Annotated in this window: 9 protein-coding genes; 5 read left to right on the top strand and 4 right to left on the bottom strand. The window is 61.5% G+C overall.

What is annotated here, in order from left to right; all coding sequences use genetic code 11:
* Positions 1 to 16: 16 nt before the first annotated feature.
* On the bottom strand, positions 17 to 2,530 hold the full coding sequence (locus PH256_RS11320) for a ribonucleoside-diphosphate reductase subunit alpha (protein WP_270914271.1): 2,514 nt from the start codon (positions 2,528 to 2,530) through the stop codon (positions 17 to 19).
* A gap of 220 nt (positions 2,531 to 2,750) precedes the next feature.
* On the opposite strand from PH256_RS11320, the gene PH256_RS11315 reads away from it, so the two are divergent.
* Positions 2,751 to 3,500: a TraX family protein gene (locus tag PH256_RS11315; RefSeq protein ID WP_270914270.1), complete on the top strand. Its 750-nt coding sequence runs from the start codon at positions 2,751 to 2,753 to the stop codon at positions 3,498 to 3,500.
* 75 nt (positions 3,501 to 3,575) lie between these two features.
* Here PH256_RS11315 and hisS read toward each other — a convergent pair whose 3' ends face one another.
* Positions 3,576 to 4,820, bottom strand: a complete 1,245-nt coding sequence (gene hisS, locus PH256_RS11310; RefSeq protein ID WP_270914269.1) for a histidine--tRNA ligase — start codon at positions 4,818 to 4,820, stop codon at positions 3,576 to 3,578.
* A 321-nt stretch (positions 4,821 to 5,141) separates the two neighbouring features.
* On the opposite strand from hisS, the gene PH256_RS11305 reads away from it, so the two are divergent.
* Positions 5,142 to 6,305 carry an MFS transporter gene (locus tag PH256_RS11305; RefSeq protein ID WP_270914268.1) on the top strand — a complete coding sequence of 388 codons (1,164 nt, stop codon included), beginning with the start codon at positions 5,142 to 5,144 and terminating at the stop codon, positions 6,303 to 6,305.
* A 65-nt stretch (positions 6,306 to 6,370) separates the two neighbouring features.
* Here the strand turns inward: PH256_RS11305 and PH256_RS11300 are convergent, their stop codons facing one another.
* Both PH256_RS11300 and PH256_RS11295 read right to left on the bottom strand, forming a co-directional pair.
* Positions 6,371 to 7,261, bottom strand: a complete 891-nt coding sequence (locus PH256_RS11300; protein ID WP_270914267.1) for a LysR family transcriptional regulator — start codon at positions 7,259 to 7,261, stop codon at positions 6,371 to 6,373.
* A gap of 2 nt (positions 7,262 to 7,263) precedes the next feature.
* The gene (locus PH256_RS11295) at positions 7,264 to 8,262 is read right to left on the bottom strand and encodes a LysR family transcriptional regulator (protein ID WP_270914266.1); all 999 of its coding nucleotides are present in this window, start codon (positions 8,260 to 8,262) and stop codon (positions 7,264 to 7,266) included.
* 592 nt (positions 8,263 to 8,854) lie between these two features.
* On the opposite strand from PH256_RS11295, the gene PH256_RS11290 reads away from it, so the two are divergent.
* Genes PH256_RS11290 through PH256_RS11280 form a run of 3 tightly spaced genes read left to right on the top strand, consistent with a single transcriptional unit; the run spans position 8,855 to position 12,005 of the window.
* Complete coding sequence (locus PH256_RS11290) at positions 8,855 to 10,156, top strand: SLC13 family permease (protein ID WP_270914265.1); 1,302 nt, start codon at positions 8,855 to 8,857, stop codon at positions 10,154 to 10,156.
* A 19-nt stretch (positions 10,157 to 10,175) separates the two neighbouring features.
* Positions 10,176 to 11,063, top strand: a complete 888-nt coding sequence (locus PH256_RS11285) for an alpha/beta hydrolase (RefSeq protein WP_270914264.1) — start codon at positions 10,176 to 10,178, stop codon at positions 11,061 to 11,063.
* A gap of 30 nt (positions 11,064 to 11,093) precedes the next feature.
* The gene (locus tag PH256_RS11280; RefSeq protein ID WP_270914262.1) at positions 11,094 to 12,005 is read left to right on the top strand and encodes an alpha/beta hydrolase fold domain-containing protein; all 912 of its coding nucleotides are present in this window, start codon (positions 11,094 to 11,096) and stop codon (positions 12,003 to 12,005) included.
* Positions 12,006 to 12,090: the final 85 nt, after the last annotated feature.

The raw sequence follows: 12,090 nt of genomic DNA, 5'->3' as shown, positions 1-12,090 counted from the left end.
CAAAATGGGCCGGGGGTCAGGAAGAGCAGCTCTCGCACTCCTCCACCTCCAGGGATTTGCTGCGGATGTAGTAGATGGTCTTCACGCCCTGCTCCCAGGCCAGCAGATACAGGTTCAGCACCTGGCGCAGGGTGTAGTCGTTGGTGATGTACAGGTTCATGCTCTGGGCCTGGTCGATGTGCCGCCCGCGCACGCCCGCCGCCCGCACGCTCCAGCTCTGGTCGATCTGGTGGGCGTTCTTGTAATACCAGTAGGTACGGGGGCCCAGCTCGGGGGCCACCCGGGGCAGCATGCTGCCTTTTTTCTCCTCTAAGAAGAAGCGCTTCATCACCGGGTCCACGCCCGCGGTGGTGCCCGCCAGAATGCTGGTGGAGCTGGTGGGGGCCACGGCCAACAGATAGGCGTTGCGCATGCCCTGTTTTGCCACGGTGGCGGCCAGCTGCCGCCATTCGGGGCTGTCGTAGCCGCGCTTGGTGAAGTACGCCCCGGTCTGCCAGTCGCTGCCCTCAAAGGCGGAGTAGCTGCCCTTTTCGGCGGCAATGGCGCTGCTGGCGGCGATGGCCGCCCTGTTGATGGTCTCGAACACCTCATCCGCGAAGGTCAGGTGCTCCTCGCTCTCCCACCGGATGCCCGCCTTGGCCAGCATGTGGTGGTAGCCGCTCACGCCAAGACCGATGCTCCGGTACTTCCGGTTGGTGAGCTTGGCATAGGGCAGGGGATAGAAGTTCAGGTCGATCACGTTGTCCAGCGCCCGCACCGCGGTGGCTACCACCTGGCTCATGTAGGCCTTGTTGGTCACCGGCAGGTTGCCCAGCGACAGGCTGGCCAGATTGCAGACCACGAACTCGCCGGGGCGGGTGGTGGTGACCACCACCGGGTCACCCTGTTCGGTGGAAATCTCGGTGCTCACCGTCTCGATGGGGGCCATGTTCTGGGCGATCTCGGTGCAGAGGTTCGAGCAGTAGATCATGCCCTTGTGGCCGTTGGGGTTGGCCCGGTTCACCGCGTCCCGGTTGAAGGTGAAGGGGGTGCCGGTCTCCACCGCGCTTTTCAGAATCAGCCGCACCAGTTCTTTTACGGTGACGGTGCGCTTCTGGATGCGGGGGTCGGCCACGCAGTCCCGGTAACGGGTCTCCCACTCCTCACCCCAGTAATCCTCCAGGCAGTAGCCCTTCACCGTCTCGATCTGGTGGGGGCACATCAGGTGCCAGGGGGCGTCCAGATTTTCCTTGGCCAGCCTCCAGAACAGGTCCGGGTAGCACACCGCCGGGAATACGTCGTGGGCCTTCATCCGGTCGTCGCCGTTGTTGGTGCGCAGCTGCAGAAACTCCGGCAGGTCCTTGTGCCAGGCGTCCAGATACACCGCCACGGCGCCCTGGCGCACGCCCAGCTGGTCCACCGCCACCGCGGTGTCGTTCACCAGACGAATCCAGCGGATCACGCCGCCGGCCGCGCCCTCAAAGCCCCGGATGCTGCCGCCCGCGGCCCGCACCTTGCCGAAGTAAAGGCCCATGCCGCCGCCGAACTTGCTCACCTGGGCGAAGTTGTCCACGCTGCGGTAGATGCCCTCCAGGCTGTCCGGCACCGTGTCGATGAAGCAGCTGGACAGCTGGTGGTAGGGCTTGCGGGCGTTGGACAGGGTGGGGGTGGCCATGGTCACCTCCATCCGGCTGAGCATGTCGTAGAACTTTTTCACCCAGCCCAGCCGGTCGGTTTTCTCCTCCATGGCAAGATGCAGCGCGATGCCCAAGAACATCTCCTGGGGCGTTTCCAGCGCCACGTGCTGACGGGTGTGGATCACATACCGCTTGAGCAGCAGGTCCAGACCGGAATAGGTGAACAGCTTGTCCCGCTCGGGGCAGAGGAAGCTCTCGGCCTCGCCGATCTCGGCCCGGGAATAGTGCTCCAGAATGTAGCTGCCGTAGAGACCCTCGTCGGTCAGGTAGCGCAGCTTGTCATAAAGGGTATGAATGCCCCGGCGGGAAAGCTCGCTCTCCAGCCGCAGCGAAAACGAGAGGTTCAACAGCCGCGCCGCCACGAACTCCCACCTGGGGGCCTCGGGGCTGGTCAGCTCCACCGCCGCCTTGGTCAGAGCGGCCAGCAGCTCGGCGGTGTCCATCTCCGGCTTTGCAAAGCCCGCGAACCGGGCCGCCAGCGCGGTGAGGGGATAAACCAGCTGGTCAAAGTCCTTCTGGATGCCCACCAGGCACTCCTCCAGACCGGGCGCGTTCACCTGCGCCGCAATGGTCTGGCGGGCAGCCCGCAGCTCGGCGTGGCGGGAACGGTAAAGAATGTAGCTTTTGGCGGCCTCAAAGTGGCCCTGCTCCATCAGCGCCCGCTCCACCTGGTCCTGAATCTGCTCCACCGTGACCAGTTCGCCGGTCAGCCGCTCGGTCACCGCGTCCAGCAGCCCGGCCAGCTGCTCCACGCTGGGGGCCTGGCCCACGCTGGCAAAGGATTTTTCCATGGCGGCAAGAATCTTGCCCCCGTCGAAGGCCTCGGCCTGGCCGCTGCGCTTTTGAATCTGCATGGTGTTTCCTCCCGTGAATCGTCTATTTTGCAACGTTTCCTATTATACACCACATCTAGCATCCGGTTCAATGCGCAAAACCCATATCTGGTGTGTGAATTATACTGAAATAGTGTACAAAATAGAGAAAATGCAACCAAGAGAAACGCCGGGCGGGATGACAAGCTGCCCCATGTTCTGTTAGAATAAAGAAAACAAAACAAGGGGAGGGAAAACGCCCATGAAGCCCAGTATCGGAGTATGGCCCTGCTTGAACCGGGATGCCATCAAGGCCATCGCCATGGCCACCATGCTGTTGAATCATATTGCAAATGCGCTGCTCTCGCCGGAAAATCCCTGGTTTGAGCCGCTGGTGGACATCGGCTACTTCACCGCGGTGACCATGTGCTATTTTCTGGCCGAGGGCTACGAGTACACCCATGACCGCAAGGCCTACGCGCTGCGGCTGCTGGTATTTGCCCTCATTGCCCAGATCCCCTACCAGCTGGCGCTGGGATTTTTCCAGCTGAACATGCTGTTCACCCTGCTGGTCTGCTTCGGCATCGTGCATGTGTGGGTGAGCTGGGGCGCGGACAAGGGGCCTCAGAAGGCGCTGGCGGTGCTGGGCCTGGTTTTCGCCAGCCTGTTCATGGATTGGGCAATCCTGGCCCCTGTGTTCACCCTGATGTTTGCGTCCTGGCGGTACGGCGATACCCCAGCCTGCGGCACCCGGTCAGGGCTGGCGAGGCTCTTTGTGGGGGACGCGCTGATCTTTTTCTTTTTGAACCTGCAGGAGGAGTGGACGGCGCAGGCAATGCTGCAGGCCGCGGCAAGCTCGCTGGGCATTCTGGCGGCGGGCGCGGTGATCCTGCTGTTTTATAATGGAAAGCGGGCCGAGCACGGCCGGGCGTTCTGGAAGTGGTTTTTCTATCTGTTCTATCCGGCCCACCTGGCGGTGCTGGCGGCGGTGAAGCTGCTGGTATTACAATAATAAAAAAGAAAAAGGCTCTGCCCGTGGGTTTTCCACAGGCAGAGCCTTTTTGTGTTGAAAAATGGGGCCGGAAAATCAGCCGTTTGCGCCCAGGGTCTTCACGTCGTCGTTGTCCGCGAAGGCCACGGCGGCAAAGCCCTGGTTTTCCAGGGTGCCGAACTGCTTGCCCAGCTTCTTGGCCTGGGGCAGCACGGTCACGGTGTAGCCCTCCCGCAGGGTGGCCGCCTTGGCCAGCACTTGGGCGAAGTCCGCGTCGGGCAGGTAGAGCAGGGCCATCTTGGGCTTCTGGGCCGGAATGGCGAAGCCCTGCTCGGCCAGAATGCCGCAGATGCGCTCGAAGCCGATGGAGAAGCCCACCGCGGGCACCTGCTGGCCGATGAACTTGCCGATCATGTTGTCGTAGCGGCCGCCGCCTGCCACCGCGCCGCTGAAGGCCGCGCAGGTGACCTCGAACACCATGCCGGTGTAGTAGCCCTGGCCGCGCACCAGGCTGGGGCAGTAGGCAATTTTATACTTGCCGTTTGCCAGAGTCTCCACAGTGGCGATCACCTTGCCCAGGTTCTCGGCAAGAGTCTTGTCCTCGCACAGAGCGCCGATGGCCTCCAGGCTGAACTCGCCCTTGGCCAGGAAATCGCTCAGGGCGGCAACCGCCTCGGCGGGGCACTCCTTCTCGGTCAGCTCTTTGGCCACGCCCTCCGCGCCGATCTTATCCAGCTTGTCGAAGGTGATGCACACGCTGTCCAGGCTTTCGGGGGCAAAGCCCATGCTGGTCAGCATGCCGCGCAGCAGGCGCCGGTCGTTGATGTTCACGGTGAAGTCGTCAAAGCCGATGTTCAAAAGAGCCCGGGCGGTCACGTCGATCAGCTCGATCTCCGCGTTGCAGGAGCCGTCGCCCAGAATGTCGATGTCGCACTGGACGAACTCCCGCATCCGGCCCTTCTGGGGCCGCTCGGCACGGAACACCCGGTCGGTCTGGATGACCTTGCAGGGGGTGGGCAGCTTGTCCTTGTTGGCGGCATAGTAGCGGGAGAGGGGCAGGGTCAGGTCGTACCGCAGGCCCATGTCCGACAGATCCTTCTCATTGCCGGAGGCGATGGCAGAAGCCAGCTTGTCGCCCCGCTTGAGCACCTTGAAGATCAGATTCAGGTTGTCGCCGCCGTCGCTCTTGTCCAGGTTCTCCATATCCTCCAGCATGGGGGTGGAGATGCGCTCGAAGCCGCTGGCGCGGTAGGTTTCCAGAATACGGCCCTGCACATAGTCGCGCAGTGCCTGCTCGGCGGGCAGGTAGTCCTTCATGCCCTTCAGCGGATTGGTTTTCATTGATGTTCCTCCCACATTTTATATTTTAACAGAATAAAGCACTTTTATCTTCTAATGATAGCCCGGCGGGGAAGTATTTGTCAAGGCAATACCGCGCAATTCCAGATGGTGGAGCACGCCGTAAAATTTTTTGTGAGATGAAGCAAAAAGCGCAGACAATCCTTGGGGGGACCCGCGAGCATTTTTGGGAAATATCACGGAAAATTTTGGCGCGATACGCCGTCTGAGGCGTTTGCCGTGAATTGTGCGGTATTGCCTCAACAAAAAGGGGGTATACTAAGTCAAAAAAGCATGGGAGGAAAACGAACAATGGGGCAGTTTGTGAAAAAACACCCTTTCGTGATTCTGGCGGCGGGGGCGGCCATCCAGCTGCTGGCGGGCATCCCCACCGCCTGGGGCGTGTTCCAGGAGCCGGTGCGGGCGGAATACGGCTTTGAGGAGGAAACGGCCAGCTTTGTGCTCAGCTGGCTGGTGGCAGCCTTCGGCGCGGGCGGGGTGGCCGGGGGCTTTTTGCAGGACAGGCTCGGCCCCCGCTTCGCGGCCCTTCTGGGCAGCGCCGGGCTCTGTGCCGGGTTTGTGGCGGCGGGCTTTGTACCGGCGAAAAAGCCCTGGCTCTTTTATCTGGCCTTCAGTGCCCCGGTGGGGGCGGGCTGCGCCTTTCTGTACCCGGCGGTGATGGGCTGCGCCCAGAAATGGTACGCGGAGAAAAAGGGCCTTGCCACCGGGGTGATCGGCGTGGCGGTGGGGCTGTCCGGTGCGGCGCTCACGGTGCTGGTGAAGTGGTTCACCGGGCTCTGGGGCATCCGGGGCTGCTTCTGGGCGCTGGGTGCGCTGCTGGGCCTTGTGTGCGGCGGGGCCAGCCTTTTTTTGCAGAATCCGGAAGAAAGGCCCGCCGCCCAAACGCAGCAGGGCATGACCCCGGGTGAAATGCTGTGCACCTCCGCCTACTGGTGGATCACCGCCTCGGTGGCGCTGGCCACCCCGGCGGTGCTGCTGTTCAGCCCCCGTATTCTGGAACTGGCCCGGCAGAGCGGCCTGCCGGAGACCGCCGCTGCCTGGATGGTGGCGGTGGGCGCGGCGGGGTCTGCCGCCGGGCGGCTGAGCCTTGCCGCGGCGGGGGATAAGCTGGGCCGCCGGGCGGTGCTGATTGCCGCCTTCGGGGCGCTGGCCGCTTTGTCCGCCGGGTTTGCCTTTGCAAAGGAATGGCTCTTTCTGGCCGTTTACGCCGGGCTGTGCTTTTTCTACGCCGGGCAGGCGGCGGTGCTGCCCAGCCTCTGCACCGAGCGGTTCGGCCTGGCCCACACCGGGGCAAACTACGGCCTGCTGGCGCTGGGCATGGCGGCGGGCAGTCTGGGCTTTCCCTTCGCGGCAAAGGCCTTCGGGCTGGACACCGGGCGGCACTGGCTGGCGGTGGGGGCGGCGCTGGCCGGGGCCTTCTGCCTGTGGAGGCTGGGCCCGGCGAAAAAGAAGAAACCCGCTGGTTGACAGCGCCCCGAAAACGGAAAGAAAAAGGACCCGCCCCGGCGGATGCAAACGGGGAGGATCCGGCTTTAACCCGGTGTGCCGGTTTGTGAATCTTGTCCGGCCGCTTGCTGGAGAGCCTCCAGCACGGCAGGAAGCGCTTCGGCGCAGGCGGAATGCTCTGGCGTGGAAAAACAGGCCAGGAGTGTTGCCTGCCAGGCGGGAGCAGACGAGTATGCCGCAAGCCCCGCTCCGGCTGCAATGCGTGCGCGGGGGAGAAAGGCGAAGGCGTGCCCGGCAGCAACCATTTCCGACGCGGTGGTCTGATCCGGTGCGGTGCACACCATGCGCGGTGTGATTCCGGCACTGGTCAGGCTATGCTCCGCCTGGGCATCCCAGGCGGGCGGCGCTTCGAACCGAAGATAGCACAGGTCCGTCAGAGCGGCGCGTGCTTCTCCGACCGCTGCGGCGGGAACCGCCAGAGCGATCTCGCCCTGCCAGAGGGTTCGAGTGCTGCACGGAAGCTGGGGCGGCGGGCCGCACACAAGCAGCAGGGCGAGGTCCTGCTCGCCCTGTTCCAGCGCGGTCAGGGCCTGCCCGGCGGGCAGCCGGGTACACTCGATGCGGACCTGCAGCCGTTCCAGGTGAGGCTGTACCCTCTGCCGGAACCAGGTTCCCTCCGTTGTATCCATACAGAGGCGAAGGTAGGGCCGTGCCTGGGCCCGCAGGGCCTCGATCTGCTGGCGGGCCTGGGCTTCGGCGTGCAGGATGGCCCGGGCTTTGTTGATGAAGATAACCCCTTCCTCGTTGGGCCAGAGGGCGCGGCCCTCCTTGCGGAAGAGCTTGGCTCCCAGTTCCCGCTCCACGTTGGCCAGATGATGGGACAACGACGGCTGGGACAGATAAAACCGTTCCGCAGCGCGGGTCAGGCTGTGTTCCTCCGAGATGGCGATGAGATATTCCAATACCTGTGTATTCATACTTACGGCTCCTTTTCCGGGGGTGTTTGCTCGAATTCCGCTGCGATGCGGTCGAACTCCTCCGAAGGCAGAATCTCGTTCAAAAGCCGCAGTTGCTTGCGGTCGTACAACCGTTCCTTCAGATAAATCAGATACCGCTCGGCTTCGCTGAGCTGCCGGCCGGCGCGCCAGACCACGGAAAAGGTGAGATAACCGGGCTGCTTCAGGCGGAAGTATACCATTTTATCCGAGGGCAGCGCGTAATAGGCGGGAATCAGCCCGGCACCGGACCCGGCCCGGATCATATCCGTCACCATGATCACGTTGCTGGATTCGAATACGCTGACCGGCTCAAAGCCGCTTTGTGCAAACAGATGGCGGCTGACCTGCCCCACCGTGCTGGAGGGCGACATCATTACAAAGGGCGTGTCGCGGAATTCCTCCAAAGCAAGCCGGGGAGCCTGGGTCACATCCCGGCTGGCGAAGAAAGCAAGCCGGTGGAAAGAGGGGAGGGCAAGCACGATCTCTTCCCGATGCAGCGGAAGAAAGTGCAGCTCGCCGCCCGACTCAGACTGCCCTGCGGTGGCAAAGCTCAGGTCTGTTTTGCCTTCCTGCAGCAGGGTAAGTACCCCCTGTGCGTAACTTTCCACCGGTTGCAGGCCAATGTCCGGGAAGCGGCGGGCAAACTGAGGATAGGCTGCCGCCAGGGCCTGCGCGCCCCGGTGAGGCGAGATGCCCACCCGAATCACCTGCTTTTTTTGACGGCCACGGGCACCGATCAGTGCCTGGGCATCCGCCTGGAGCGCCAGCACCTGACGGGCCATTTCCAGATAGATGCGTCCGGCCTCGGTGGGCTCCATCCGGCCGCGGACGCGACGAAAAAGCGTGATCTGCAGCTCACGCTCCAGCTCCTGCAGATAATTGCTGATAGCGGGCTGCGAAACACCGGACCGCCGGGCGGCCGCCGAGAGACTGCCGGTTTCGGCGATGGATACAAAATAGGGCAGCTGTTTGAGATTCATGGCGGATTTCCTCCCTCGCGCGTGCCCGGGTAAACCCGCACCCCTGCGGACATGCAAAACACCCGGAAAACCCATAGATAAAAGTTATGCGAGCTTGCCGGCAGGCGGCCGCTGCGTTGTGTTCCTGCTTGTATTGTAAGACGGCAGCGGTCGGTTGTCAAACAACAAAGCAGGTCACAAAGGCGGGTAAGCGGATTTTACTGTATTTCCCCTCATTCTCCGCCTATTTTCTGGCAAAAATGCTTGGGTAAAACTGCCCGGAATTTGAGCTTGTGTTTGGCGAACCTGCAACAAAAAAGCGGAAAAACAGGCGCTGCATAACCATTTGTTCCGGTTTTCATAAAGGTTTATTATGGTTGAAGCCGAATCAAACCATAATTTTTTTCTATGCAATCGCCAGATTTTTTCAGATTGTTCCCGCACAGTGCGAACGGTATAATGAAGGCAGAAAAGGCGAATGCAAGTTTTTTCGCTTGCCTTTCCGGACTTGTTCCGGGAAAGGCTGTGCGGATTCCGGAAGGGCCCCCGGGACACGAGGTTTGCGGCAGCAGCCGTTTTGTTTCGCCCGTTTTTCGCTGAAGGAGGCTTATTTGTGGAAAATATCAATCTGATCATCACACTCGTCGTGATGGTCTTTATGATGGTTTCGTTCGTCATTCAAAAATGGTCCTATGGCCTGACCGCCATGACCTGTATTATTGCTCTTGCGCTGACCGGTGTAGTTGATGTGAAAACCGCGTTTTCCGGTTTTTCCAATACTACCACGATCCTGATTGCCACCATGATGGTTATTGCGGGTGCCATTGGCAAAACCAGCCTGATCCAGCGCGTCCGCAGCGCCATGGCCAAGGCCCAGGGCAAAAGCGGTATCCTGCTGATTTTGCTGGTTTGCGCCTTTACTGCGCTTCTGACTCAGCTGATGGGCCAGACCGCTGTAATGGCCATTATGCTCATGTTCATCCAGACGATGGACGATGACAGTGAACTTTGCCAGTCCCGGCTGCTGTTCCTGTGCGCCACCACCATCTGCACCTGGTTCGGCCGTTTCCCCATCGGCATGGGCGCGGCCCTGCCCCTGACCAGCAATGCCTACTACGAGGGTCTGGTCGGCGGAAACTCCGAATATCTGCTGGGCGTGTTCGATTTCTTGAAGGTTGGTCTGCTGCCCTCCATCGTGGGCACGCTGTACTGCCTGTTTGCCTGGAAGCTCATTCCCAAGCAGAAGATCGACACCTCCGCCATTGACTTGGGCGCAGCTGGCCAGGGTGGCAAGTCCACCATGTCCAAGACCCATGAGCTGCTGGTCTACGTCGGCTTCCTGGCTACCATCGTGGGCTTCTTCTTCTCCAACCAGTTGGGGAATTTGGTCTACCTGATTCCTGCCATCGTCATCATCGTGTTTGCCTTCACCGGCGTAATGAGCACCCGCGATATTCTGGGTGGTCTGGCCAGCGATATGGTCTTTATGGTCGCCGGTGTACTGGTGTTCTCCACTGCGCTGAGCCAGTCCGGCGCCGGCGAATTTGTGGGCAATCTGGTGCTGAAGATGCTGGGTGAAAACCCCAGCGGCCTGCTGGTCACCGTGGTGTTCGTTTTGGTCGCCGCGATCCTGACCACCTTCATGTCCAACACCGGAACGAGTGCTATCTTGACTCCCATCGCCGCCTCCACTGCCATCGCCGGCGGCATGGACCCCCGCGCCGTGGTGAGCCTGGTCTTCTGCGGTTCCTGCCTGGCCATCGGTTTCCCCACCGGCTGCGCTGCTGCCACCGTAGCTTATGCAGTGGGCCGCTTTAACCCCATCAAGACTCTTAAGTTTACCCTGCCCTATGTTCTGATTATGATCGTCACGCTGATCATCAGCGCGAACATCTTCTTCCCTGTTTACGGTTAAGTCTGGAGGTTTTGGTTTTATGGCACTGACACAGGCCGATAAGGCATATTACAAGGAAATTTTGAATACCACCAGCGGCCACCGGAACGCCGAGCGGGTGATCCCGCCGGAATACACCGCCTTTCTGGACCAGGTGGAGCAGAAGGAAATGACCCTGCCGTTGGAGGCTCCGGCTGCCCCGGTGCGGCTGGTGATCTCCACCGCGAAGGACAAGCAGCCCGGCTGCCCCGTCCACGTGAACATGCACGGCGGCGGATTTGTTTACCCGCAGGACCACGACGACGATCTGTACTGTGCCCATCTGGCTGCCGGAATTCGCGGCATCGTGGTGGATATTGACTATGCCACCTCCTGGGACCATCCCTTTCCCTGTGCCTTTGAGCAGAGCTACGCGGTGGTGAAATGGGTGTTCCAGCAGTGCGAGAGCTGGGGCGGTGACCCCAAGCGGATCTCCATCGGCGGCCACAGTGCCGGGGGCTGCCTGTCGGCTGCCATTTCGATGCGCGCTGCCGCCACCAAGGATTTCGACCTCTGCCTGCAGGTTCTGGATTATTCCGCGCTGGACAACTACCAGTCGGTGCTGCCGGACGGCAACGAGCGTTCCCGCGCCTTTTCCAAGCTGTATGCGGACGGCGATGACCGGGTGCTGCAGCTTCCCTTCTGCAGCCCGGCCTTTGCCACCGACGAGATGCTGCGCGGCTTGCCCCGCACCCTGGTGATCAACGGAGGCCGCTGCCCCTTCAAAAAGGACAACGAGCAGTATGCCCTGCGCATGGCCGCCATGGGAACTGAGGTGACCATTCGCTGCTTTATGGAAAGCCCCCACGGCTTTACTGTACGCATGGCAGGGGAGTGGCAGCAGGCTCAGGAGCTGATTATCCGCACTATCAACGAGGCCGGGCTGTGAGCCTGTGCCCAGAGAAAGGAGCGTTTTTACATGGCTTTGAGTGAACAGCGCCGCCGGGAGCTGCTGGAGGTCTTGGAGCGCACCTCGCTGCGCCCCAAGAATGCGCCCGCGCCGGAATATCCTCAGGAATACAAGGACTATCTGACCCTGACGGAGCAGGAGACCGTGACCCGCACAGTGGATGGTCACGATTACCACCTTTATATCCACCGGGCGAAGAACCGCACCCCGGGCTGTCCGGTGCACGTGAACATCCACGGCGGCGGCTTTGTTGGACCGCACGCGGACTGTGATTCCATGTACAGTGCCTATCTGGCCGACCGTACCGAAGGCATTGTGGTGGATCTGGATTACACCACCTCGCTGTATGCCCAGTGGCCGGTGGCCTTTGACCAGTGCTACGACGCGGTGCAGTATGCCTTTGCCCATTGCGCCGAGTGGGGCGCGGACTCGAGCCGGGTCTCCGTGGGCGGCTACAGTGCCGGTGGTGTGCTGGCGGCGGGCGTTGCCCTGAAGGCGGCGGATACCGGCGATTTCCGGCTCTGCCTGCAGGTGCTGGGCTACCCTCCGCTGGACAATGTGATCGACCCCATTTACAAGCGGGGCGGCCTGCAGCGGGTGCTGCCTGCCGAACGGGAGCGGGCCTTCAGTGAGCTGTATTTCGGCGATGATACCGCGGCCATGGCCAGTGCCTACGGCTCACCCAATTACGCCACCGATGAACAGCTGCGCCGCTTGCCCCGTACTCTGGTGATTTCGGCGGGCGGGTGCAACTTCCGCTACGAGGATGAGGAGTATGCCATGCGCATCGCCTCCGTGGGAGTGGAGGTTACCGTAAAGCGCTTTGTGCAGGAGCGGCACGGCTTCATTCCCCACCTGATCGAGGGCTGGCGGGAGGCGGCGGACCTGATCGTGCGCAGCATTTGCAGCGCACGGGTCTGACCCGAGATCATTGCTCTTTCGATATCCACGTCCAAGTTCATTTCTATTTCTCACAGCAGAAGGGGCGCCGTGTATACGGCGCCCC

Origin of the sequence: Allofournierella sp. CML151, from assembly GCF_027853465.1 — a bacterium.
Lineage (GTDB): Bacteria > Bacillota > Clostridia > Oscillospirales > Ruminococcaceae > Allofournierella.
Note: the sequence above shows the minus strand (reverse complement) of the source record. Positions and strands in the feature narration are given on the sequence as shown.

What these genes read in the sequence shown, in the direction of transcription:
- PH256_RS11320 (WP_270914271.1), bottom strand. Translation starts at nt 2,530, where the DNA reads ATGCAGATTCAAAAGCGCAGCGGCCAGGCCGAGGCCTTCGACGGGGGC.
- PH256_RS11315 (WP_270914270.1), top strand. Translation starts at nt 2,751, where the DNA reads ATGAAGCCCAGTATCGGAGTATGGCCCTGCTTGAACCGGGATGCCATC.
- hisS (WP_270914269.1), bottom strand. Translation starts at nt 4,820, where the DNA reads ATGAAAACCAATCCGCTGAAGGGCATGAAGGACTACCTGCCCGCCGAG.
- PH256_RS11300 (WP_270914267.1), bottom strand. Translation starts at nt 7,261, where the DNA reads ATGAATACACAGGTATTGGAATATCTCATCGCCATCTCGGAGGAACAC.
- PH256_RS11295 (WP_270914266.1), bottom strand. Translation starts at nt 8,262, where the DNA reads ATGAATCTCAAACAGCTGCCCTATTTTGTATCCATCGCCGAAACCGGC.
- PH256_RS11285 (WP_270914264.1), top strand. Translation starts at nt 10,176, where the DNA reads ATGGCACTGACACAGGCCGATAAGGCATATTACAAGGAAATTTTGAAT.
- PH256_RS11280 (WP_270914262.1), top strand. Translation starts at nt 11,094, where the DNA reads ATGGCTTTGAGTGAACAGCGCCGCCGGGAGCTGCTGGAGGTCTTGGAG.